Annotated in this window: 24 protein-coding genes and 1 pseudogene; 14 read left to right on the forward strand and 11 right to left on the reverse strand. The window is 62.8% G+C overall.

The genetic code is table 11. From position 1 onward, the window contains the following. The first annotated feature begins 37 nt into the window (after positions 1-37). Together NLX68_RS01365 and sutA are read left to right on the forward strand one after the other, a co-directional pair. Positions 38-1,369, forward strand: a complete 1,332-nt coding sequence (locus tag NLX68_RS01365) for an ammonium transporter (protein WP_010221118.1) — start codon at positions 38-40, stop codon at positions 1,367-1,369. A 464-nt stretch (positions 1,370-1,833) separates the two neighbouring features. After that, entirely contained in the window at positions 1,834-2,160 is a 327-nt protein-coding gene (gene sutA, locus NLX68_RS01370; protein WP_254282308.1) for a transcriptional regulator SutA, read from the forward strand. A 128-nt stretch (positions 2,161-2,288) separates the two neighbouring features. Here sutA and NLX68_RS01375 read toward each other — a convergent pair whose 3' ends face one another. The 6 genes from NLX68_RS01375 to NLX68_RS01400 are packed head-to-tail and all read right to left on the reverse strand — an operon-like array spanning position 2,289 to position 6,860. Further along, positions 2,289-2,984 (reverse strand): HAD family hydrolase, encoded by a 696-nt coding sequence (locus NLX68_RS01375; protein ID WP_254282310.1) that lies wholly within the window; start codon positions 2,982-2,984, stop codon positions 2,289-2,291. Then, positions 2,981-3,880: a tyrosine recombinase XerC gene (gene xerC, locus NLX68_RS01380; RefSeq protein ID WP_254282312.1), complete on the reverse strand. Its 900-nt coding sequence runs from the start codon at positions 3,878-3,880 to the stop codon at positions 2,981-2,983. The genes NLX68_RS01375 and xerC overlap by 4 nt, the downstream gene beginning before the upstream one ends. Next, the gene (locus tag NLX68_RS01385) at positions 3,880-4,617 is read right to left on the reverse strand and encodes a DUF484 family protein (protein ID WP_010221122.1); all 738 of its coding nucleotides are present in this window, start codon (positions 4,615-4,617) and stop codon (positions 3,880-3,882) included. Before NLX68_RS01385 ends, xerC begins: the two co-directional genes overlap by 1 nt. A 13-nt stretch (positions 4,618-4,630) precedes the next feature. Beyond that, a complete protein-coding gene (gene dapF, locus NLX68_RS01390; RefSeq protein ID WP_010221123.1) occupies positions 4,631-5,461 on the reverse strand; it encodes a diaminopimelate epimerase in 831 nt (276 codons plus the stop codon). Between the two features lie 4 nt (positions 5,462-5,465). Next, positions 5,466-6,713: a diaminopimelate decarboxylase gene (lysA, locus tag NLX68_RS01395; RefSeq protein WP_254282313.1), complete on the reverse strand. Its 1,248-nt coding sequence runs from the start codon at positions 6,711-6,713 to the stop codon at positions 5,466-5,468. 9 nt (positions 6,714-6,722) lie between these two features. After that, entirely contained in the window at positions 6,723-6,860 is a 138-nt protein-coding gene (locus tag NLX68_RS01400) for a lipoprotein (RefSeq protein ID WP_010221125.1), read from the reverse strand. Positions 6,861-7,055: 195 nt separating this feature from the next. Between NLX68_RS01400 and cyaY the strand changes: the two genes are divergently transcribed. The 3 genes from cyaY to rnk all read left to right on the forward strand — a co-directional run bounded on the left by cyaY (position 7,056) and on the right by rnk (position 8,162). Further along, the gene (cyaY, locus tag NLX68_RS01405; RefSeq protein ID WP_254282314.1) at positions 7,056-7,388 is read left to right on the forward strand and encodes an iron donor protein CyaY; all 333 of its coding nucleotides are present in this window, start codon (positions 7,056-7,058) and stop codon (positions 7,386-7,388) included. Next, positions 7,388-7,609, forward strand: coding sequence for a DUF1289 domain-containing protein (locus NLX68_RS01410; protein ID WP_010221127.1), 222 nt, complete (start codon positions 7,388-7,390; stop codon positions 7,607-7,609). The genes cyaY and NLX68_RS01410 overlap by 1 nt, the downstream gene beginning before the upstream one ends. Positions 7,610-7,742: 133 nt before the next feature. Further along, the gene (rnk, locus tag NLX68_RS01415) at positions 7,743-8,162 is read left to right on the forward strand and encodes a nucleoside diphosphate kinase regulator (protein ID WP_254282315.1); all 420 of its coding nucleotides are present in this window, start codon (positions 7,743-7,745) and stop codon (positions 8,160-8,162) included. A 3-nt stretch (positions 8,163-8,165) separates the two neighbouring features. Here the strand turns inward: rnk and NLX68_RS01420 are convergent, their stop codons facing one another. The 3 genes from NLX68_RS01420 to NLX68_RS01430 form a co-directional block, all read right to left on the reverse strand. Next, on the reverse strand, positions 8,166-11,012 hold the full coding sequence (locus tag NLX68_RS01420; RefSeq protein ID WP_254282316.1) for a class I adenylate cyclase: 2,847 nt from the start codon (positions 11,010-11,012) through the stop codon (positions 8,166-8,168). Positions 11,013-11,170: 158 nt separating this feature from the next. After that, the gene (locus NLX68_RS01425; protein WP_045200993.1) at positions 11,171-11,416 is read right to left on the reverse strand and encodes a TIGR02647 family protein; all 246 of its coding nucleotides are present in this window, start codon (positions 11,414-11,416) and stop codon (positions 11,171-11,173) included. A gap of 84 nt (positions 11,417-11,500) precedes the next feature. Next, positions 11,501-11,785 (reverse strand): hypothetical protein, encoded by a 285-nt coding sequence (locus NLX68_RS01430; RefSeq protein WP_213570251.1) that lies wholly within the window; start codon positions 11,783-11,785, stop codon positions 11,501-11,503. 146 nt (positions 11,786-11,931) lie between these two features. On the opposite strand from NLX68_RS01430, the gene NLX68_RS01435 reads away from it, so the two are divergent. Next, complete coding sequence (locus NLX68_RS01435) at positions 11,932-12,594, forward strand: glutathione S-transferase (RefSeq protein ID WP_036994881.1); 663 nt, start codon at positions 11,932-11,934, stop codon at positions 12,592-12,594. Positions 12,595-12,649: 55 nt separating this feature from the next. Here NLX68_RS01435 and argH read toward each other — a convergent pair whose 3' ends face one another. After that, complete coding sequence (gene argH / locus NLX68_RS01440; RefSeq protein ID WP_115084735.1) at positions 12,650-14,044, reverse strand: argininosuccinate lyase; 1,395 nt, start codon at positions 14,042-14,044, stop codon at positions 12,650-12,652. 220 nt (positions 14,045-14,264) lie between these two features. Here argH and NLX68_RS01445 point away from each other — a divergent pair. The 8 genes and pseudogenes from NLX68_RS01445 to NLX68_RS01480 all read left to right on the forward strand — a co-directional run. Next, a pseudogene (locus tag NLX68_RS01445) lies at positions 14,265-14,372 on the forward strand (sensor histidine kinase); the annotation flags it as partial. Further along, positions 14,369-15,115, forward strand: coding sequence for a LytTR family DNA-binding domain-containing protein (locus tag NLX68_RS01450; RefSeq protein ID WP_010221134.1), 747 nt, complete (start codon positions 14,369-14,371; stop codon positions 15,113-15,115). The pseudogene NLX68_RS01445 and the gene NLX68_RS01450, both read left to right, overlap by 4 nt. 121 nt (positions 15,116-15,236) lie before the next feature. Then, complete coding sequence (gene hemC / locus NLX68_RS01455; protein ID WP_100781849.1) at positions 15,237-16,178, forward strand: hydroxymethylbilane synthase; 942 nt, start codon at positions 15,237-15,239, stop codon at positions 16,176-16,178. Further along, positions 16,175-16,942 carry a uroporphyrinogen-III synthase gene (locus NLX68_RS01460; protein WP_010221136.1) on the forward strand — a complete coding sequence of 256 codons (768 nt, stop codon included), beginning with the start codon at positions 16,175-16,177 and terminating at the stop codon, positions 16,940-16,942. Before hemC ends, NLX68_RS01460 begins: the two co-directional genes overlap by 4 nt. Before the next feature lie 46 nt (positions 16,943-16,988). After that, positions 16,989-18,080, forward strand: coding sequence for a uroporphyrinogen-III C-methyltransferase (locus NLX68_RS01465; protein ID WP_254282317.1), 1,092 nt, complete (start codon positions 16,989-16,991; stop codon positions 18,078-18,080). Then, the gene (locus NLX68_RS01470; protein ID WP_254282319.1) at positions 18,077-19,315 is read left to right on the forward strand and encodes a heme biosynthesis protein HemY; all 1,239 of its coding nucleotides are present in this window, start codon (positions 18,077-18,079) and stop codon (positions 19,313-19,315) included. Before NLX68_RS01465 ends, NLX68_RS01470 begins: the two co-directional genes overlap by 4 nt. A 217-nt stretch (positions 19,316-19,532) precedes the next feature. Beyond that, positions 19,533-20,054 carry a disulfide bond formation protein B gene (locus tag NLX68_RS01475; protein ID WP_254282321.1) on the forward strand — a complete coding sequence of 174 codons (522 nt, stop codon included), beginning with the start codon at positions 19,533-19,535 and terminating at the stop codon, positions 20,052-20,054. A gap of 225 nt (positions 20,055-20,279) precedes the next feature. Continuing rightward, a complete protein-coding gene (locus tag NLX68_RS01480) occupies positions 20,280-20,750 on the forward strand; it encodes an Rsd/AlgQ family anti-sigma factor (RefSeq protein WP_010221140.1) in 471 nt (156 codons plus the stop codon). 15 nt (positions 20,751-20,765) lie between these two features. Here NLX68_RS01480 and NLX68_RS01485 read toward each other — a convergent pair whose 3' ends face one another. Beyond that, positions 20,766-21,431: an FKBP-type peptidyl-prolyl cis-trans isomerase gene (locus NLX68_RS01485; RefSeq protein ID WP_254282323.1), complete on the reverse strand. Its 666-nt coding sequence runs from the start codon at positions 21,429-21,431 to the stop codon at positions 20,766-20,768. Positions 21,432-21,568: the final 137 nt, after the last annotated feature.

Here is a 21,568-nt window from a genome sequence, read left to right on the forward strand (position 1 = left end):
AGCCTCACCAAACCCCAACGCCCCAGGAGATAACAATATGACTCTGCGTCAGTTCGCAGGGCTAGGAGCCCTTTTGTCCCTCGTAATGCCCGGCCTGGCCCTGGCAGAGGAGGCAGCCCCCGTGCTCAACTCCGGCGACACCGCCTGGATGTTGACCGCCACAGCCCTGGTGCTGTTCATGACCATCCCTGGTCTGGCCCTGTTCTACGGCGGCATGGTGCGTTCCAAGAACGTGCTGTCGGTGATGATGCAGTGCTTTGCGATCACTGGCCTGATCAGCGTTCTGTGGGTGGTTTACGGCTATAGCCTGGCGTTCGATACCACTGGTATGGAGCAAGGCGTAGTCAACTTCAATTCCTTCGTTGGCGGTCTGTCCAAGGCGTTCCTCGCCGGCGTGACCCCAGCGAGCCTGACCTCTTCGGCGGCGCTGTTCCCTGAAGCGGTATTCATCACCTTCCAGATGACCTTTGCGATCATCACCCCGGCGCTGATCGTCGGTGCCTTTGCCGAGCGCATGAAGTTCTCGGCGATGCTGATCTTCATGGCCATCTGGTTCACCCTGGTCTACGCGCCCATCGCCCATATGGTCTGGAGCGGCAACGGCGGCCTGATGTGGGACTGGGGCGTGCTCGACTTCGCCGGTGGCACCGTGGTGCACATCAACGCCGGTATCGCCGGCCTGGTGGCCTGCCTGGTGCTGGGCAAGCGCAAAGGCTTCCCGACCACGCCGATGGCGCCGCACAACCTCGGTTACACCCTGATGGGCGCGGCCATGTTGTGGATCGGCTGGTTCGGCTTCAACGCAGGCTCCGCCGCTGCGGCCAACGGCACCGCCGGCATGGCCATGCTGGTGACCCAGATCGCCACCGCGGCAGCGGCCCTGGGCTGGATGTTCGCCGAGTGGCTGACCCACGGTAAACCCAGCGCACTGGGCATCGCCTCGGGCGTGGTAGCCGGTCTTGTGGCGATCACCCCGGCTGCCGGCACCGTCGGGCCGATGGGCGCCCTGGTGATCGGCCTGGTGGCGGGCGTGATCTGCTACTTCTGCGCCACCAGCCTCAAGCGCAAGCTCGGCTACGACGACTCGCTGGATGCCTTCGGTGTGCACGGCATCGGCGGGATCGTCGGTGCAATCCTCACCGGCGTGTTCGCAGCCCCGGCACTGGGCGGCTTCGGTACCGTCGAAGACATCGGCGCGCAAGTCTGGATTCAGGCCAAGGGCGTCGGCTTTACCGTGATCTACACCGCGATCGTCACCTACGTGATTCTCAAGGTGCTGGATCTGGTCATGGGCCTGCGGGTCAACGAAGAAGAAGAGTCGGTCGGTCTCGACTTGGCGCAACACAACGAGCGCGGCTACAACCTGTAACGTCCTCGAAAAAATCTTGCCCGGCTTGCCGGGCATTTTTTTGCCCGGATTTTGTCCGTTCGTTCAAGCGCAAACGGTTTCTTGCCGAGCTTTGATGGCTGCATGTGGCGTGGGTAGAAAACTTACAGCGTTCAGTGAAATTTAGGCACTTTGCTTTTTCTCTGAGCACGCTAGAATGCGCGCCGAAGGGTGCTGACGAGCTGTCCGCAAACTTCCATACCCTTTGCTAGGCTTGCCAATAAGCGAGTCGATCACGCCAGGGTATGTCGGCGCATTAACGCCGCCCGCTCTTTATTTGTACAGACCTCGCCCGTGACGTGGGGTTTGCCCGGTTCTCGCCATTCGTTGTGGCGCAACCACGGTCTGCGGCCAGTCCGCGGACATTGAATTTTTTCTGGCAGCTGTCGATTTTCGACGTTGCTGGTCTATAACTAATCTGCTTTTCGCAAGTCATGAGGTAGAACATGAGCGACGACGATCTGGAAAATGACGACCTCGAAGTAGGCGACGAAGACGAAACTGATGACGGTCTTGAAGCGGCAGCCGATGATGCGGCTGACGACAGCGGCGACGACAGCCCGGCTCCCGTAGCCAAAGGCAAGTCGAAGTCGGCGGCAGTCTCGGTAGACGACATGCCGAGCATGGAAGCCAAGCAGAAGGAGCGTGATGCCCTGGCCAAGGCCATGGAAGAGTTTCTCTCCCGCGGTGGCAAGGTGCAGGAAGTGGAGGCCAACGTGGTCGCCGATCCGCCCAAGAAGCCGGACAACAAGTACGGTAGCCGCCCTATCTGAGTGGCCCCGTCAGCAAAAAAGCCCGCCGTCGCTGCGGGCTTTTTTGTGTGTGCTGTAGGAGCGGGCTTGCCCCGCGATGCGATGTGGCTGACAGTCCGCAATCGCGGGTCAAGCCCGCTCCCACAGATTTAGCGCCAGCTGTTGAGCAGTTCAGGCAGCTGCGACAGCCGCTGGATCTCGGCGTCAGGGCGGTTCTCAGCCTCCCAGGTCTTGCCCTGGGGGTTGAACCAGATCGCCCGCAGGCCGGCCCGTTGGGCGCCGGCAATGTCATCACCGGGGTGGTCACCGATATGCACCGCCGCATGCGCTTCGACCTCACCCTGACGCAGGGCTTCGAGGAAGGGCTGCGGATCGGGTTTGCCAACGCCTAAGTCTTCGGCGCACAGCGCAAACTTGAAGTAGTCGGCCAGGCCCAGGCGACGCACATCGGCGTTGCCGTTGGTGACCACGCCCAGCGTGTAGCTGTGGCGCAGGATCTCCAGCACCGGCTGCACTTCGGGGAAGATGTCGATCTGGTGGCGGGCATGCAGGAACACTTCGAAGCCTTCGTTGGCCAGCTCACGGGCCTTGTTTTCGCTGTAGCCGACCTCTTCCAGGGCGCGGAACAGCACGCGCCGGCGCAGGGCGCTGATGCGGTGCTTGAGCCCGGGCTCAGCCTGCACCAGGCGCTCACGGATGGCGTACAGGTGCTCCACGGGTACTGCGCCAAGGTCCGGCGCATTGGCGGCCAGCCAGTCGCGCAGGATGGCCTCGGCGCTGACGATCACCGGCGCGGTGTCCCACAGGGTGTCGTCGAGGTCGAAGGTGATCAGCTTGATGCTCATGAGTCACTGCCCTTACTGCGTTTGGCCCGAGGGTGGGCGCTGTCATAAACGGCGGCCAGGTGCTGGAAGTCCAGGTGAGTGTAGATCTGCGTAGTGGCGATGTCGGCATGGCCGAGCATCTCTTGCACGGCGCGCAGGTCCTGGGACGATTCCAGCAGGTGGCTGGCGAAGGAGTGTCGCAACATGTGCGGGTGCAGGTTCTGGCCCAGCTCGCGGGCGCCAGCGGCCTGTACGCGCAGCTGAATGGCCCGTGGGCCGAGGCGTCGGCCCTGCTGGCTGACGAACACCGCGCCGTCCTGCGGGCCGCTGCCGGCGCGCAGGGGCAGCCATTGCTCCAGCGCCTCGCGGGCCTTGCGGCCGACCGGCAGCACGCGGGTCTTGCTGCCCTTGCCATGCACCTGTACCAGGCCGCCTGGCAGGTCGAGCTGGTCGAGATTGAGGCTGGTCAGCTCGGACAGGCGCAGGCCGGAGGAGTAGAACAGCTCGAGCATGGCCTGGTCGCGGCGGGCGAGAAATTCATCTTCGACCGCGCCTTCCAGCAGTTGCAGGGCACGGTCGGTGTCGAGGGTCTTGGGCAGGCGCCGCTCGCCCTTGGGCGCCGACAGGCCGTTGGCCGGATCGTGGCTGCAATGGCCTTCGCGGTTGAGGTAGCGGTAGAAACCACGCACTGCCGAAAGCAGGCGGGCGAGGCTACGTGAAGACTGGCCCTGGTGATGCTGGCGGGCGATCAGTTGGCGCAGATGCTGGATCTGTAGCGCGTTCCAGCTGTCGATACCGCTCTTGGCGCAGAACGCCAGGACACTCTCCAGGTCGCGTCGGTAGGCCAGCTGGGTGTGTTCGGACACCTGGCGCTCGTTGCGCAAGTGCGCGCAGAAGGCCTCCAGCTGGCGTTCCACTAGCGCACCGGACGCAGGGTCTGGGTATGGCGCGGCACTACTCGGCCGAGCACTTCGGCGATGTAGCTGAGGAACAGGGTGCCGACCGTGCTCTTGTAATGCTGCGGGTCGCGGCTACCAATCGCCAGTACGCCGTGCAGGCCCTGATGATTGAGGGTGGCGACGGCGCTGGAGCCGACTTCCTTGCGCTGCTCTTCGCCGAACAGGAAGTCCAGCTCATGATCGCGCAGGTTGCCGCTGACCGTCTTGCCGGCACACAACAGGCCGCCAATGGCTTGCTGGGCGTCGGCGCTGTTGACCCAGCGACCGACCGGCGCGGCGGTTTCGCCGAACAGGATCAGGCTGACGAAGGGCACCTTGAACTCCTGGCGCAGGCTGTCTTCGACGGCCATGACCACGTTTTCCAGGCTGTCGGCATCGAGCAGGTCGAGGATCAGCCGGCGGGTCTTGTCGAACAGCCGGTCGTTGTCGCGGGCCACGTCCATCAGTTGCGAAAGGCGGTGACGCATCTCGATGTTGCGGTCGCGCAGCAGCTTGAGCTGGCGCTCGACCAGCGACACGCTATCGCCACGCTGATGGGGAATGTGCAGTTCGCTGAGCAGCTCGTCGTGCTCGGCAAAGAACGTCGGGTTGTCGCGCAGGTAGGCAACCACGGCCTCAGCCCCGAGGGTGGGCGTCGAGCCCTCGGCACTAAGGTCGCAGGGCTGTTCGGCGGGAGCCTGGGGCTGATCGGTCATGGCTGGTACTCACTCATAGACGAACCTGTCCTTCAAACACGCGTACGGCGGGGCCGGTCATCAGCACCGGTGTGCCCGGGCCTGCCCATTCGATGGACAGGCGCCCACCCGGCAGGTCGATCAACAGCGGTGAATCCATCCAGCCCTGGCTGATCGCCGCCACGGCAGCGGCGCAGGCGCCGGTTCCGCAAGCCTGGGTTTCGCCAGCGCCACGTTCCCACACCCGCAGTTGGGCGCGGTGGCGGTCGATGACCTGGATGAAGCCGACATTGACCCGCTGCGGGAAGCGCGGGTGATGTTCGATCTGCGGGCCCAGCTCGTGCACCGGGGCGGCGTTGATGTCGTCGACCCGCAGTACCGCATGGGGGTTGCCCATCGATACGGCGAAGAGTTCCACGTTGCGCCCGGCGACCTCGAGCGGGTAGCTCAGGGCCTGGGCCGGCGCCTCGAACGGGATCTCGGCCGGCACCAGCCGCGGCGGGCCCATGTCGACGCTGATCTGCCCGTCGTTGCGCACGTCCAGCTCGATGATGCCGCCCTTGGTTTCGACGCGGATGCGTTTTTTAGCGGTCAGGCGCTTGTCCAGCACGAAGCGTGCAAAGCAGCGCGCACCGTTGCCGCACTGTTCGACCTCGGAGCCGTCGGCGTTGAAGATCCGGTAGCGGAAATCCACTTCCGGATTGCTCGGCGCCTCGACGATCAGCAACTGGTCGAAGCCGATACCGGTGTGGCGGTCGCCCCATTGCTTGGCGTGCTTGGGCAAAATGTGCGCATGCTGGCTGACCAGGTCGAGGACCATGAAGTCGTTGCCCAGCCCATGCATCTTGGTAAAACGCAGCAGCATGGGGTTACTCCGGCAGCAGGCTTTCGCCGGCGAACAACTCGGCCACGGTTTCGCGACGACGCACTTCGAAGGCCTGGTCACCATCGACCAGCACTTCGGCACAACGACCACGGGTGTTGTAGTTCGAGCTCATGACAAAACCATAGGCGCCCGCCGAGTGCACCGCCAGCAAATCGCCTTCGGCCAGGTTCAGTTCGCGCTCTTTGGCGAGGAAGTCGCCGGTTTCGCAGATTGGCCCGACGATGTCGTAGGTACGGCCTTCACCGGCACGTGGCTGCACGGCGGTGACGTTCATCCAGGCCTGGTACAGGGCTGGGCGGATCAGGTCGTTCATCGCCGCATCGATGATGGCGAAATCCTTGTGCTCGGTGTGCTTGAGGTACTCGACCTGGGTCAGCAGCACGCCGGCGTTGGCAACGATGTAGCGGCCCGGCTCGAACACCAGGGCCAGGTCGCGATCACCGACCCGCTCGCGGATGGCCTTGATGTAGTCGCCGGCCAGCGGCGGCTCTTCGTCGCGATAGCGCACGCCGAGGCCGCCACCCAGGTCCAGGTGACGCAGGAGGATGCCGCAGTCGCCGAGGCGGTCGATCAGCGCCAGCAGGCGGTCGAGGGCATCGAGGAAGGGTTCCAGGGTGGTCAGCTGCGAACCGATATGGCAATCGACGCCGACCACTTCCAGGTTCGGCAGCTGCGCGGCGCGGATGTACACCTCTTCGGCATCGGCGATGGCGATACCGAACTTGTTTTCTTTCAGGCCCGTGGAGATGTACGGGTGGGTGCCGGCATCGACGTCCGGGTTGACCCGCAACGAAACCGGCGCGCGTACGCCCATTTCGGCAGCCACGACCTGCAGGCGCTCGAGCTCGTCGGTGGATTCGACGTTGAAGCAGTGCACGCCGACTTCCAGGGCGCGGCGCATGTCTTCACGGGTCTTGCCGACGCCGGAGAACACCACGCGATCGGCCCGCCCGCCAGCGGCCAGGACACGCTCCAGCTCACCGCCGGAAACGATGTCGAAACCTGCGCCCAGGCGGGCCAGCAGGTTCAGTACGCCGAGGTTGGAGTTGGCCTTGACGGCGAAGCACACCAGGTGCGAAACACCCTCCAGGGCATCGGCGTAGCTACGGTACTGGGCCTCGATGTGGGCGCGCGAGTAGACGTAGGTCGGCGTGCCGAAACGTTCGGCGATGGCCGACAGGGCCACGCCTTCCGCGAACAGTTCACCGTCGCGGTAGTTGAAAGCGTCCATGGGTTACCCTTACTGGTGCTTGTGCGATTGCGACTTTTGACCGTCTTTGCTGTCGTCTGGCAGGTACAGCGGGCCCTTCTGGCCGCAGGCGGAGACGAGGCAGGCAACCGCGACGAGCGCCGCGAGGGTGGAGATCAGGCGCTTCATGGCGTAATCCTTTGTAATAAGCAGTATTGCGCCCGAGTATACCGAGCGCCCGGCCCCTTGCCTATGCAGGCAGCCCGCCGTCGGGCGGGGTGGTGGCTGCGCTGCCTGGCACAGGTCGGTATCCTTTGCATTCGGCGCGCCGCGCTCGTATCTTGCCCGGCTTGCGTGTGTGCAGACATTTTTGAGGTTCTTGCAATGAGTTTGACCGAAGCGCGTTTTCACGACCTGGTCGACGCGACCCAACAGGCGCTGGAAGACCTGTTCGACGAGACGGACCTGGATCTGGACATGGAGAACTCGGCAGGGGTCCTGACCATCAAGTTCGACAACGGCAGCCAACTGATCTTCAGTCGCCAGGAGCCGCTGCGCCAGCTGTGGCTGGCCGACAGGTCCGGTGGCTTCCACTTCGACTATGACGAGCAGAGCGGCAAGTGGACCTGCGAAAAGACCGAAGAGCTGCTCGGTGAAATGCTCGAGCGCATCGTCTGGGAGCGGGTCGGTGAAAAGCTCGACTTCGACGAAATCTGATGAGCAGTGCAGCCAAGCCGGCCAAGCCGCTCTACAGCAATGTCAGCCCGGCAGTGCCGTCGCCGTGCATCAGCACCTGCCGGCTGGATGAGCACAAGGTCTGCATCGGTTGCTTTCGCCATGTCGAGGACATTCGCCAGTGGCGTGCGGCCGACGATGAGCAGCGCCGGCAGATCTGCCGTGAGGCGCTGGCGCGTCGCCAGCTGGCCGGGTCGGCATAGACCCTGCGGGTATTGTGTATTTACTTGGCTGTGGTAGTGTCGAACCTGTTTCGGCTGTGCCGAATTCCTGCAAACCCCGCCCTTGGGCGGGGTTTTGCTTTATATCGCCCAGAAAAAGGAGTCTGACCGGATCATGAGCACCAAGCCTTCCATTATCGTCACCCGATTGGACGTACAGCGTCTCGAGCGTCTTATCGACAGCCTCGATGAGAAGATGCAGGATTCGCCGGGTGTGCTCGCCTTGCAGGACGAGCTGGACCGCGCCGATCAGGTCGGTCACGAGGAAGTTCCGGCCGGTGTCGTGACCATGAACTCCCGGGTTCATTGCCGCGAAGAAGCCAGCGGCAAGGACTACCACCTGACTTTGGTCTATCCGAAAGACGCCAATGCCGACGAAGGCAAGATCTCCATCCTCGCACCGATCGGCAGTGCACTGCTGGGCCTGTCGGTGGGCGAGAAGATCGACTGGCCGGCGCCGGGTGGCAAGACCCTCAAGCTCGAGCTGCTGGCAGTCGAGTACCAGCCAGAAGCGGCGGGCGACTTCGACCTCTGAGCCTCAAGCCTGCGTCAGGGCCTCGTTGAGCGCCCGCTCCAGTTCACCCTTGTAGCGCAGGTAGAGGATGCTTGAGCCCAGGCCGTCGGCCAGCAGGCCCGACAGGTCCAGGTCGGTGATATAGCAGCGGTAGCGCTCGGCCTCACGGCGCTGCTCGATGATCTCGCGGGCGACCACCGCGTACAGTTGGTCGCCATGCTCGAGCTGGGAAAACTCCCGCTGATTGCAGTACAGCGTCACTTGTACGTCGTCGCTGGCGCCTGCTTGCAAAATCGCCTGCACTTCGTAGTACGGTCGGTCGATGGCCTTGACCTCGACCTGGCGCGCTTCCACCTGGCGGACCTTGCCAGGGCCTGACGGCAACAATTGGTAATAAAGAATATCCAGTGAGCCTTGGGCCTGCAGGCTGTCCAGGGGCAGCCGTGCTTCGCGACGAAACACGATCGATTGCAAAAAGCGCTGCAGGGGCAGCAACAGGCTGTTTTCATCGTGGAACGGCAGGCGTTGCTGCCACAGGGCATTGTGCTCATCGAGCACGTAGACATCGGCGAAGGCCTCTTGCACCCGATAGAACAGCTGGATGCATTGCGGTTGGCCCAAGGGTAGTACCTGCGCCAGGTCCAGCTCCTGCAGGGCGTTGGCGTCCAGGTGCAGGGGGCTGTAATCGCTGCGTTCTTCGCCGAGGTAGCGCAGTACTGCGTCCTGATCGTCGAGGGTCACCAGGTTCACGGCGCCAGGGTGCAGCTCCAGCACATGGGTGTGCTGCTCAACCTGCAACAGGTAGCGGTGGTTGAGGTTCTGCGCCAGCAGCCCCTGAGTGGTGGCGAATACGTCTTCGACCCGCAGGGCAATGGCCTGGGCACGGTTGTGGCAGAAGCAGCGCACCCGCAGCCGAGGGATGTGCTCGCTGCCCAGACCATTGAGGTAATCACGCAGGCAGCGCAACAGCGCATGTTCGCCGTCGTAGCGGTGCACCTGCACTTCGTTCCAGCTGTTGAGCGTGACCTGGTCGAGGGTCAGCACCAGGTTTTCGCGCACCCCGGCATAGCTCAGCGAGTCGGTGCGTTCGGTGGTCATCAGGATGTTCAGGTCGCGGTGGTGTTGCAGCGGGTCGACGCCGACGTTGACCAACAGCAGAATCTCGTCGGCCACACTGGGCTGCAGCAGGCGCTGTTCGCTGACCAGCGACAACGGCAGGGCGACGCTCTGTTGCAGGCTGCCGAGCAGGTTGAACAGCTCGTACTCGCTCAGGTCGCTGCTGCCCGGGTGCAGGGCCAGGCGCGTGCTGCTGTCGATCACGCCGTTGCGGTGGGCCCAGGTCAGGAGCTCAAGCAGCTCGCGGCAACGCTTGATCGGAGCAAAATGCTCCCACTCGTGTACGCCCAGGTTGCCGTTGTACAGGCCCCAGTGGTGTTGCCCGGGCTCCTTGCGGTTGGGTGACTGGACCAGGGTCAGGGTATCTTCGGCCAAGTCCGGGGCGATCCCCGGGTTGATGAACTCGACCTTGCCGGCGCGCCGTTCGAAAGCGGCATACAGGCGCCGGCCGAGCACGCTGAGGTCGCGCTGGTCGATGCGGCTGATGGCGTTCTGGCTGCGGGCGAACTGGCAGAGGAAGCGGTAGCTGTAGTTCAGCTCGGCCACCAGCTCGCGACGCTCAAGCGCCACCTGGCGGACTTTCCACTGGCTGCGGCTGTCGAGCAGCGTCAGTTGACGCTCGTCCCAGCCCCATTCCCGGCTCAGCCGTTGCAGCAGTTCGCGCTGCCAACTGGTGCTGCGCGAGCGGGCCAGGCCGCTGAGCTTCTTGTTGACCTTCAGGTACAGGCTGCGCCGCACCAGTTCCAGCCGCTCACGTTCGCCCCGGCCTTGCAGGTACTGCTCGATGCGCCGGTAGACCATCATGTAGGGGTCGAGCTCGTCGAGGTCGAGGTGATTGCTGAACACCGCCTGCTTGAACTGCAGGCTCAGGCACTGCACCTGTGGGTGTTCACTGGCATAGACCTCGGTCAGCAGCAGCTTGAGCACCGACTTGTAGGGCGATTCGATGCCCTTGAACAGCTGCCAGAGCCCGGCGCCGACGAACTCGCCTGGCGGGATGTGCGCCAGGTGGCCGAGGTCGAGGTTGTCTTCGGCACGCACGAAGCGTTTGCACAGCAGGGTCTCGATGTATTGCCGGTAGCGTGTTTCTTCGTAGACCGGTACCAGCCACCACAAGGGCGTGCGCCCGGCGAGCCAGATGGCGGTGCGGTAGAACTCGTCGAGCAGCAGGTAATGCTGGGTGGTGCCGCAGTCGTCGGAGCTGAGCTGGCCGTCGCGTTCGCCCTGGACGAAGCTTTGCGGCTCGATCAAGAACAGGTGGGCCTCGGCGCCCTGGCTGGCCGCCCAGATTTCCAGCAACAGGCACTTCTTGCGCAGCTCCGCCAGCTCGCTTTCGCTGAGGTCGGCGGCGTGGCAGACCCAGACGTCCATGTCGCTTTGCTCGGCCTGGGCCAGGGTGCCCAGGCTGCCCATCAGGTACAACCCGTGAATCGGCTGGGGCGGGTTGCCGCGCCGGGCCTTGTACGAGAACGAGCGGGTCAGGCGCTGGGCTTCGGCCAGCAGTGGGGCATCAGGCTCGAAATTGGCCACGCCCGCCGGTGTGTTGCCGGATACATAACCGGGCAGCAGCGGGTGATTGACGTGCAAGAACAGCGGCAGCAGGATCAGCACCTGCTGTTGCCGGCTCGACAGCCCGTCCATGGCCCGCCCCAGGCGCCCCTGGTTGAGCGTCAGGAAACGTTGGCGCAGCTGGCTGAGCACCTTGCGGTCAATGCCCTGATCGAGGTCGGGGCGAATTTCGTGGGGGTGGTTCATGGCGAGCTAAAACCGGCCGTCTGGGGAGCAATGGCGAGTTTAAGCTATTTTAATTTTGACGCCATTTTATTAGCGTTGGTGTGGATACGACCGCTAGCAAGGCCAGCCCCCACTGTGGGAGCCGGCGTTGCCGGCGATGGACTGCAAGGCAGTCCCGATCAGGCAGGTTCGACGACATTCAGAATGTTCAGCAACACCTGCACGTTCTCGGCAGCATCGTGACCAAGGCTGGTCAGATAACCGCCATCGGGCTGGTCGGTGAGCTTTTTCTCGTACAGGCGACGCGCAGCGGCGATCACCTCCTTGGAGGCAGTGTTATGGACCTTGATGCCTTCCTGGCTGCTATCCAGGTTGAACAAGGCAAGGACTTCCAGCTCGGCAATCAGTTCGGGGGTAAACGACATAGAGACTCCGACTTCCAGACAAGGAGGGCAGCACCGTCGCCGGTGCCTGGTTTTGCAGTGTAGTCAGGGAAATCCTGCTTTGCTTCAGACCTTTTCCGGCGGCAGCTCGGGCAGAGCGCGCAAGGCGGTTTCGTACCATTCGGTGTTGAACGCGCGGTCGTCTTCGAGCATCGCGTCAATCTCGTAGGCCAGCACATGGGCCATGAGGTTGAGGATGTCGTCACGCTCGTAACCCACCAGGGTCAACTTGTTGAACGTGGCTTTGGCCGCTGGCGGGTTGTCGCTTTCGATCTGGTTCTCGATCGCTTCGATCAGGGTCGACTCGGCGAACTCTTCTTCGTCGTTGTCGATATCGGTTGGTTCGCTCATGGGCGCTTTCCTCTTTTGGGGTGCCCAGTTTGCCATGAGCCGGGCACCGATGCCTTGCTATCGACAAACTCCATGATGCTGGTCAGTACCCGGCACTTGGGTCTATAACAACCCGGCCAACCCCTTTACGGCCTGGAGGCTGTTTCATGCTCAAGCTTCATGGATTTTCGGTCAGCAACTACTACAACATGGCCAAACTGGCGCTGCTGGAAAAGGGCGTGCCGTTTGAAGAAGTGCTGTTTTTCGGCGGCCAGAGCCCCGAAGCGCTGAAGCTCAGCCCGCGCGGCAAGGTGCCGGTGCTGGAGACCGAAGAGGGCTTTATCAGCGAAACCAACCTGATCCTCGACTACATCGAGCGGACCCAGCCGGGCAAGGCGCTATTGCCTGAAGGGGTTTTTGCCCAGGCCAAGGTGCACGAGCTGGCCAAGGAGATCGAGCTGTACATCGAACTGCCTGCCCGCGCCTGCTACCCCGAAGCATTTTTCGGCGCACGGGTCGATGACGCCATCAAGGCCAAGGCCAAGGCCGAATTGCTGGCCGGTATCGCCACCCTCAAGCGCAATGGCAAGTTCAGCCCATTTGTGGCCGGCGACAGCCTGACCCTCGCCGACATGCTGTTCTGCTTTAGCGTCGACCTGGCCTATGCCGTGGGCAAGAAGGTCTTCGCCATCGACGTGCTGGAAGACTTCCCGCAAGCGCGTGAGCTGTTGGAGCGCTTCAAGCACAACCCGAACGTGCAGAAAATTGCCGCCGACAAGGAAGCGCAGATGCCTGCTTTCCTGGAGATGGTGCGCTCAAGCAAGCCTTGAAGGCCAAGTGCTGCCACCCAGTCAGAACTGGCCGGGTAGCAGCACGCGACAGGGCTTAGCGCGCGGCAAGCAGCGCCTTGCCGCGGGCTACGGCAGCGCGTACTTGCGCAGGCGCAGTACCGCCGATGTGGTCACGGGCGTTGACTGACCCTTCGAGGGTCAGGACGGCGAACACGTCCTGTTCGATCTGGTCGCTGAACTGGCGCAGCTCGTCCAGGCTCATTTCCGCCAGGTCCTTGCCGGTATCGACGCCGTACTTCACCGCATGGCCGACGATTTCATGGCAATCACGGAACGGCAGGCCACGGCGTACCAGGTAGTCGGCCAGGTCGGTGGCGGTGCTGAAGCCGCGCAGGGCTGCTTCACGCATGATGGCGTGACGCGGCTTGATCGCCGGGATCATGTCGGCAAAGGCGCGCAGCGAGTCGCGCAGGGTGTCGGCGGCGTCGAACAGCGGCTCCTTGTCTTCCTGGTTGTCCTTGTTGTAGGCCAGTGGCTGGCCTTTCATCAGGGTCAGCAGGCCGGTGAGGGCGCCGAACACGCGGCCGGTCTTGCCGCGCACCAGCTCGGGCACGTCCGGGTTCTTTTTCTGCGGCATGATCGAACTGCCGGTGCAGAAGCGATCAGGCAGGTCGATGAACTGGAACTGGGCGCTGGTCCACAGCACCAACTCTTCGGAGAAGCGCGACAGGTGCATCATCGCCACGCTGGCGGCCGCGCAGAATTCAATGGCGAAGTCACGATCAGAGACACCGTCGAGCGAGTTGCCGGCTACCGCTTCGAAGCCCAGCAGCTGGCAGGTCAGTTCGCGGTCGATCGGGTAGGTGGTGCCGGCCAGCGCGGCGCTGCCCAGGGGCATGCGGTTGGTGCGCTTGCGGCAGTCGACCAGGCGCTCGTAGTCGCGGCTGAGCATTTCGAACCAGGCCAGCAGGTGGTGACCGAAGGTCACCGGCTGGGCGGTCTGCAGGTGGGTGAAGCCGGGCATGACGGTTTCGGCTTCGCGCTCGGCCTGCTCCAGCAGGCCCTGCTGCAGGCGGGTGATCTCGGCCAGGATCAGGTCGATTTCGTCACGCAGCCACAGGCGGATATCGGTTGCGACCTGATCGTTGCGGCTGCGGCCGGTGTGCAGCTTTTTACCGGTGATGCCGATGCGGTCGGTCAGGCGTGCCTCGATGTTCATGTGCACGTCTTCAAGGTCGACGCGCCAGTCGAAGTTGCCGGCCTCGATTTCGCCCTGGATGGTCTTCAGGCCGTCGATGATGGTGTCGCGCTCGGCGTCGGTGAGGACGCCGACCTTCGCCAGCATGGTGGCGTGGGCGATCGAACCCATGATGTCGTGGCGGTACAGGCGCTGGTCGAAATTGACGGAGGCGGTGAAGCGGGCGACGAAGGCGTCGACGGGCTCACTGAAGCGGCCGCCCCAGGACTGATTGGTCTTGTCGGTGCTCATGGATTCACTCGTTGAAGGCGTGAACGGAAAAAGTGCTGCCGATCATAGCAGGATTGGTGGCCCTGCCGGAGTGCGGCGGTCGGCGTAAATGCGGGTTTATGTCGCAGCACAGGCCCGCGACAGCGCGCTTGCAACAGGATATTTATCGATTGAACGGCAGTGTTGCGGCAACCGTCTACAGTTGGACAGAGGCTCGGCATGTTTCCTGCCGAGCCAGTGAATCTTTAGCCATCGTGCGAGTCTGAGCGTGGATCGCCGTGACGGTCGTCACCTCACCTGTCTACGCTATCCTTGTGCGAGACTCACGCAGGAATCCAGCGCAATATGAATGTCCTGATCGTTGATGACGAACCCCAAGCCCGGGAACGCCTGAGCCGACTGCTCGGCGAACTGGAGGGCTATACCGTGCTGGAGCCCAGCGCCACCAATGGCGAAGAGGCTCTGGCCCTGATTGACAGCCTCAAGCCCGAGGTCGTCTTGCTCGACATCCGCATGCCGGGGCTCGATGGCCTGCAGGTCGCTGCGCGGCTGTGCGAGCGCGAAGCACCGCCTGCAGTGGTGTTTTGTACCGGTGACCATGAGTTCACCGTCGAATCGTTCAAGGACAGCACCTTGGGCTATGTGCTCAAGCCGGTGCAGCCCGATAGCCTGCGTGACGCCTTGAAAAGGGCCGAACGCCCCAACCGCGTGCAGTTGGCGGCGCTGACCCGGCCGGCGGCCGAGAGTGGCAGCGGGCCGCGCAGCCATATCAGCGCCCGCACGCGCAAAGGCATTGAACTGATCCCCCTCGACCAGGTGATCTATTTCATCGCCGATCATAAATACGTGACCCTGCGGCACGAATCCGGCGAAGTGCTGCTCGACGAGCCACTCAAGGCCCTGGAAGACGAGTTCGGCGAACGTTTTGTCCGTATTCACCGTAACGCGCTGGTCGCCCGTAACCGCATCGAGCGCTTGCAACGCACGCCGCTTGGGCATTTTCAACTGTTTCTCAAGGGCCTCAATGGCGATGCCCTGATCGTCAGCCGCCGGCATGTGGCCGGTGTCCGCAAAATGATGCAGCAACTGTAAGGACGAAGACTATCGAGCAGTCGAGGGCCAGGGATGGTCGGCACCTAGCATGATTTAGATCTGCTAGCGGTCTGGACTGAGCTGTTATCATCGAGCGAATCTATCTCGTACGGATCGTTCCATGTCCACTCGCGAAATCCGCATTGCCACCCGCAAAAGTGCCCTGGCCCTGTGGCAGGCCGAATATGTCAAAGCCCGTCTGGAACAGGCCCATCCTGGCCTGGTCGTGACCCTGGTGCCGATGGTCAGCCGTGGCGACAAGTTGCTCGACTCGCCGCTGTCGAAAATCGGCGGCAAGGGCCTGTTCGTCAAGGAACTGGAAACCGCGCTGCTGGAGAACCAGGCCGACATCGCCGTGCATTCGATGAAAGACGTGCCGATGGACTTCCCGGCAGGCCTGGGCCTGTTCTGCATCTGTGAACGCGAAGATCCGCGCGATGCCTTTGTTTCCAACACCTTTGACAGCCTCGAGGCGCTGCCGGCCGGCAGTATCGTCGGTACCTCCAGCCTGCGCCGCCAGGCCCAGTTGCTGAGCCGTCGCCCCGACCTCGAAATCCGCTTCTTGCGTGGCAACGTCAACACCCGCCTGGCCAAGCTCGATGCCGGCGAGTACGACGCCATCATCCTCGCCGCCGCCGGCCTGATCCGTCTGGGGTTCGAAGATCGCATCACCTCCAGTATCAGTGTTGACGACAGCCTGCCCGCAGGCGGCCAGGGCGCAGTGGGTATCGAGTGCCGCAGTGCCGACAGCGAAATCCATGCGCTGCTGGCTCCGTTGCATCACGTCGACACCGCTGACCGGGTTACTGCAGAGCGCGCCCTGAACAAGCACCTCAACGGTGGCTGCCAAGTACCGATTGCCTGTTATGCGGTGCTAGAAGGCGATCAGCTCTGGTTGCGCGGGCTGGTGGGCGAGCCCGCCGGTGGCAAGTTGCTCACCGCCCAGGCCCGCGCACCGCGCAAGGATGCCGAAGCGCTTGGCATCAAGGTCGCCGAAGACCTGCTCGGGCAAGGTGCCGAGGATATTCTCAAGGCGGTCTACGGCGAGGCCGGGCATCCGTGAGCCGCTGGCGCCTGCTGCTGACCCGGCCGGCAGAAGAATGCACGGCGCTGGCCCAGACGCTTGCCGAACAGGGGGTGTTCAGCAGCAGCCTGCCGTTGCTGGAAATCGAACCGCTGGCGCTGACGCCAGCGCAGCTTGGCCAGGTGCAAACGCTCGATCAGTACTGCGCGGTGATTGTCGTCAGCAAGCCAGCTGCGCGCTTGGCTATAGAACAGCTGAATGTGCACTGGCCGCAGCCCCCCGCGCAGGCCTGGTTTACCGTCGGCGCAGCCACTGCGCAGATTCTTGACGACCACGGCCTCAACGTCAGTTATCCAGCCCAAGGCGACGACAGCGAAGCATTGCTGCAGCTGCCGGCGTTGAGCGAAGCGATCAGGCGCTCACAGCCACGGGTGTTGATCATCCGCGGCGAGGGGGGGCGTGAATTGCTCGCTGAGCGCTTGGCCGCATTGGGTGCCCGTGTCGATTACCTTGAGTTGTATCGCCGCTACCTGCCGCATTACCCTGAGGCCACCCTGGCCCGGCGTATTGCCGGGGAACGCCTGAATGGCCTGGTGGTCAGCAGTGGGCAGGGTTTTGAACACTTGCGCGAGCTGGCAGGTGCAGACTGGCCGCAGTTGGTGCAACTACCGTTGTTCGTGCCCAGCCCGCGGGTAGCGGAACTCGCCCGCGCCAGTGGCGCACAGAATGTAGTGGATTGCCGTGGTGCAAGCGCCGCGGCTTTGCTGGCAACATTGCAGGAAACTCCTGCACCAGCCCCCTAAGGCGCTAAGCTGATTGGCGACGTGCCGTAAAGCAAAGGATGGATACGTGAGCGAAACTGTCTTGCCCAACGATGAACTGAAGGTCCCAGAGGCTCCTGCACAAACCCCCGTCGAACCTGCCAAGCGGTCCGGCAATGGTCTGGCAATCCTGGCCTTGCTGCTGGGCGCGGCAGGTGTCGCAGTTGGCGGATGGGGCGTATGGCAGGTTCGCCAGCTCCAGAGCGCCGAGCAGGGCCAGGCACAGAACCTGCAGTCCCTGAGCGAGCAAACCCAGGCCCTGCAGCAGCGTGAACAGCAACTTTCTGCGCAGTTGGCCGTTCTGCCGCCCGCTTCCGAACTGGAAGACCGTCGGCGTCTGGTCGCTCAATTGCAGGGTGACCAGCAACGCTTGAGCCAGCGCCTGGAGACTATCCTTGGCGCCAGCCGCAAGGACTGGCGCCTGGCCGAAGCCGAGCATCTGCTGCGCCTGGCCAGCCTGCGGTTGTCCGCCTTGCAGGACATCGTCAGCGCGCGTGAACTGGTCAAGGGCGCTGATGACATCCTCCGTGAACAGAGTGACCCGGGCTCCTTTGCCGCCCGTGAGCAACTGGCCAAGAGCCTGGCTACGCTCAACAGCGTCCAGCAGCCCGACCGCACCGGCTTGTTCCTGAAGCTCGCGGCCCAGCGTGAGCAAGTGCTGCAGCTCAGTGCCCAGACACCGGAATTCAACAGCGATGCCAATGCGCTGGGTGCCCTGACCGCCGATGGCGATGGCGCCAGTCGCTGGTCACAATGGTGGGCGGAGCTGTCCAAGTACTTCCAGATCGAATTTGACGCCGACGAAAACATCCGGCCATTGCTGGCGGGGCAGTCGCTCAACCAGTTGCGCCTGGCCCTGAGCCTGACCATCGAGCAAGCCCAGTGGGCCGCACTCAATGGCGAAGCCAAGGTGTACACCCAGGCCCTGGATGACGCCCGCAGTGTGCTGCTGGCCAACTTCAACGCCGACAACCCACAGAGCAAGGCCATGCTCGATAGCCTCAACGCGCTGGCTGAACAGCCGGTCGCGGTGGTGGTGCCGGACCTGGCGGACAGTATCAGTGCCGTTCAGGCCTACCTGGAGCGCCGGCACTTGCCGGTCGAGGAGGCCAAGCCATGAGGCGCGTTTACCTGCTGGCGGTGGTGGCGATTATCGTTGCCGCCGGGCTCGGGATCGCGATTGCCAAGCACAGCGGCTATGTGCAGATCGCCTACGGCACCTTTCGCTATCAATCGGGCCTGTGGGCAGCGCTGGCGGCCCTGACCGCGATCATCCTGGCCGTGCTGCTGGTGCGCTACCTGGTCGGCCTGGTGCTGACATCCGGCGGGGTGGTAAACCCTTGGTCGCGGCGTAATCGCAGCCGTCGCACCCAACTGGCCATCGAGCAGGGCCAACTGGACCTCGCCGAGGGCCGTTGGGCCAGTGCCCAGCGTCACCTGCACCGGGCTGCCGAAGCCGAGCGTCAACCCTTGCTGTATTACCTCGGTGCCGCGCGTGCAGCCAACGAACTGGGCCGAACCGAAGACAGCGACAACTTGCTCGAGCGCGCCCTGGAGCGTCAGCCCGAGGCGGAGCTGGCCATCGCCCTGAGTCACGCCCAGTTGCAGATGGACCGTGGCGACAGCGATGCGGCCCTGATTACCCTGCAGGCCATGCAAGAGCGCCATCCGCATAACGTTCAGGTACTGCGCCTGTTGCAGCGCCTGTATCGCGAGCGTGGCGACTGGTCGGCGCTGATTCGCCTGCTGCCGGAGCTACGCAAGGACAAGGTGCTGCCGGTGAGTGAACTGGCCGAGTTGGAGCGCCGAGCCTGGGGTGAGAACCTGAGCCTGGCCGCCAGCCGTGAAGGCGATGAACAGACCGCTCGTCAATCCCTCGAGCGCGCCTGGCAGCAGCTTACCGCTGCGCAGCGCCAGGAGCCGCAGTTGGTGCTGGCCTATGCCGAGCAACTGCGCCAGCTGGGTGCAGAGAGCGAAGCCGAGCAGGCCCTGCGCACGGCGCTCAAGCGCCAGTACGAAAGCCATCTGGCTCGGCTTTATGGGCTGGTGCGCGGTGGCGACCTGGCACGGCAGCTGCAAACCGCCGAAGGCTGGCTCAAGGAACATCCCGACGATCCCAGTCTGCTCCTGACCCTGGGCCGGCTAAGCCTGCAGAATCGCCTTTGGGGTAAAGCGCGGGATTATCTGGAAAGCAGCCTGCGGGTGCAGCGCAATCCCGAAGCCTGTGCCGAGCTTGCCCGGTTGTTGGCCAGCTTGGGTGATGCCGAGCGCAGCAATCAGCTATTCCAGGAAGGCCTGGGTATGCTTGATCAGCGGTTGCTGGCGTTGCCACTGCCTGAGGCTATTCGAGCTTGATATACCCATGGGCGCACCGCAAATCGCGCGCTCATGGGCTTGAGTCATCTTTCTGCGCCTTGCTGGTAAGTTTTCCTGCAAATTGCTAAGCATTTTTCTTGTGGCACTCGGGATGCTTCCCTTGTCGATCAGCGACTTGTCCCGACTGTCTTGCCTTGATACAAGCCGCGCCTTTCCTCTACCGTTATCGCCTGTCTATCCCGCTTCTGGACTTGCCATGCTGTTGGCCCGCTTGCGTACATTGTTCTTTCCGGCGTTGCTGGCATCGGTGCTGGTCCAGGCGGCCGCTGTCTATCTGGAATTCGGCTTGGGCCTGGTGCCATGCCCGTTGTGCTACAGCCAGCGCTTGTTTTTGGGGGCCTTTGCCTTGGTCTGCCTGTGTGCGTTGGTGCATTCGCCGGGGCGTCTCGGCACCCGCGTCTATGCCGCCCTGGCGCTGTTCTGTGCAACAGGCGGGGCATTGCTGGCGGCCCGGCATGTCTGGCTGCAGGGCAATCCGGCGTTGTCGAGCATCGAGTGCCAGCCGGCTTTCGATTACGTGATCGAGAGCATGCCCATGGTCCAGGTGATCAAGGTGATGGTGATCGGCAGTGCTGACTGCGTGCCAATCAACTGGAGCTTCCTGGACCTTACCCTGCCCGAGTGGAGCCTGTTGTCCTTCGTGTTGCTGGCGACTTTGCCGATCGTTCGCCTGCTCGGTCGCGGCTGCCCGCTGTTCAGTCGGGCAGGTAAAAGCTGAGGCGGTTTTTTAACGGTGCAAGCGACCGACGGCAAAGAATGGTCGGATTAAACGCTTGTATGAACATTGTCGTCTGCGTACCTTGAAGGCAAGGGCGCACGGGAATAATCTCCCTGCACGCATACCGAAAACACAGCTGCTCGATGCCGCTCTGCTGACTTCACCTTTGCTCTGCACATTTGCGGCGCGGGGGCAGGGGCATTACCCAGAAGGGAAGAGATCGCCATGCTAGATAGTTGTCAGAATGCTCAGGAACGCTGGGGTGGGGTTCATAAGCTCATTGACCGCTGGTTGGACGAGCGTGCAGAGCTGGTGAAGGCTTTCCGCGAGCTGCGTGATGCCAAGCCGGCCTTTGCCGACAAGGACAAGAGCCGGGACTTCTGTGCGGTGCTGATCGACTACGTGTCAGCCTGGCATTTTGAAGTGAGCGAGCAACTGGTCAGCGAAGCCAAGGCGTTTGGCGACACTCGCGGGCTGGAGCTGGCCAAGCAGATCAGCCCTCGCATCGACGCCATCACCGAAATCGCTTCGGCGTTCAACGATCATTGCGACAAGGGCAACTGTAACGACCCTGAACGTTTCGCGGAAAAGCTGGGCAAGCTCGGCAGCTTGTTACATGAGCGTTTCGAACTCGAAGACTGCCTGATCGAAGTGCTGCACACCGCGCACAGCGAAGAAGGCGCGGTCCAGGCCTGATGGTGCTGCCGACCCTCAGTCGGCAACCCCGAGCAACTCGATTTCGAACACCAGTGGCGTATAGGGCGCAATCAGGTCGCCCGCGCCTTCGGCGCCGTAAGCCTGCGCCGAAGGGATCACCAGTCGCCACTTAGATCCTGTCGCCATCTGCGGCAATGCGACTTGCCATCCCTCGATCACACTGTCCAGATTGAACCATTGCGCTTGCTGGTTTTGATCGAACACTGTGCCATCCGGCAACTTGCCAACATAGCGAACCTGGACTTTGCCACCCGCTTTTGGCTTGCTTCCAGTCCCGGCCTGCAACTCGCTGACGAGTATGCCTTCGGCCAGTTCGCGAACTCCGGCTTTAGCCCGTTCAGTGGCCAAGAAACGTTTTTCCGCTGTCAGCAATTGCTCGGTCTGTGCTTGAACCGCAGCGTCGTTGGCCTGGGCATCATGTTCGCCGAGTATTGCCGTCATGCGCTCTTTGCTCAGTGCCAATGGCTTGTTCTGATAAGCCTGGCGCAATCCTTCAATCAAGGCATCGAGTTGCAGTCCGGGCACTTCCGTACGCAGACGCTCACCCAAGCTGGCGCCCAGGCTGTACGCCAGGTCATGGTCGCTGGCAGGTTTGGTTTCAGGCGCTGCAATTAACGATGTCGGCAATAGCAACAGGGTAAGGATTAGATAGCGCGGCACAGGCTCGCTCCTGCTTCAGAGGAAATAAAGTATGCCAGCCTTCGCTCGTCACTTCGTGTAAATATCAGCAACACTTTGTGCAGCATCTACACTTGTTTCCAGCTGCAGCGATAACAACTTTGCCCAGGCATGCAACG

Source organism: Pseudomonas sp. SBB6, assembly GCF_024213215.1.
Classification (GTDB): domain Bacteria; phylum Pseudomonadota; class Gammaproteobacteria; order Pseudomonadales; family Pseudomonadaceae; genus Aquipseudomonas; species Aquipseudomonas donghuensis.

Bases quoted from the DNA above. Each gene is read 5' to 3' on its own strand.
- cyaY (WP_254282314.1), top strand. From the start codon at position 7,056: ATGAGTTTGACCGAAGCGCGTTTTCACGACCTGGTCGACGCGACCCAA.
- rnk (WP_254282315.1), top strand. From the start codon at position 7,743: ATGAGCACCAAGCCTTCCATTATCGTCACCCGATTGGACGTACAGCGT.
- sutA (WP_254282308.1), top strand. From the start codon at position 1,834: ATGAGCGACGACGATCTGGAAAATGACGACCTCGAAGTAGGCGACGAA.
- argH (WP_115084735.1), bottom strand. From the start codon at position 14,044: ATGAGCACCGACAAGACCAATCAGTCCTGGGGCGGCCGCTTCAGTGAG.
- NLX68_RS01385 (WP_010221122.1), bottom strand. From the start codon at position 4,617: ATGACCGATCAGCCCCAGGCTCCCGCCGAACAGCCCTGCGACCTTAGT.
- NLX68_RS01475 (WP_254282321.1), top strand. From the start codon at position 19,533: ATGCTGTTGGCCCGCTTGCGTACATTGTTCTTTCCGGCGTTGCTGGCA.
- lysA (WP_254282313.1), bottom strand. From the start codon at position 6,713: ATGGACGCTTTCAACTACCGCGACGGTGAACTGTTCGCGGAAGGCGTG.
- NLX68_RS01470 (WP_254282319.1), top strand. From the start codon at position 18,077: ATGAGGCGCGTTTACCTGCTGGCGGTGGTGGCGATTATCGTTGCCGCC.
- NLX68_RS01450 (WP_010221134.1), top strand. From the start codon at position 14,369: ATGAATGTCCTGATCGTTGATGACGAACCCCAAGCCCGGGAACGCCTG.
- dapF (WP_010221123.1), bottom strand. From the start codon at position 5,461: ATGCTGCTGCGTTTTACCAAGATGCATGGGCTGGGCAACGACTTCATG.
- NLX68_RS01480 (WP_010221140.1), top strand. From the start codon at position 20,280: ATGCTAGATAGTTGTCAGAATGCTCAGGAACGCTGGGGTGGGGTTCAT.
- NLX68_RS01365 (WP_010221118.1), top strand. From the start codon at position 38: ATGACTCTGCGTCAGTTCGCAGGGCTAGGAGCCCTTTTGTCCCTCGTA.
- NLX68_RS01430 (WP_213570251.1), bottom strand. From the start codon at position 11,785: ATGAGCGAACCAACCGATATCGACAACGACGAAGAAGAGTTCGCCGAG.
- NLX68_RS01420 (WP_254282316.1), bottom strand. From the start codon at position 11,012: ATGAACCACCCCCACGAAATTCGCCCCGACCTCGATCAGGGCATTGAC.
- NLX68_RS01425 (WP_045200993.1), bottom strand. From the start codon at position 11,416: ATGTCGTTTACCCCCGAACTGATTGCCGAGCTGGAAGTCCTTGCCTTG.
- NLX68_RS01400 (WP_010221125.1), bottom strand. From the start codon at position 6,860: ATGAAGCGCCTGATCTCCACCCTCGCGGCGCTCGTCGCGGTTGCCTGC.
- NLX68_RS01435 (WP_036994881.1), top strand. From the start codon at position 11,932: ATGCTCAAGCTTCATGGATTTTCGGTCAGCAACTACTACAACATGGCC.
- NLX68_RS01410 (WP_010221127.1), top strand. From the start codon at position 7,388: ATGAGCAGTGCAGCCAAGCCGGCCAAGCCGCTCTACAGCAATGTCAGC.
- NLX68_RS01375 (WP_254282310.1), bottom strand. From the start codon at position 2,984: ATGAGCATCAAGCTGATCACCTTCGACCTCGACGACACCCTGTGGGAC.
- hemC (WP_100781849.1), top strand. From the start codon at position 15,237: ATGTCCACTCGCGAAATCCGCATTGCCACCCGCAAAAGTGCCCTGGCC.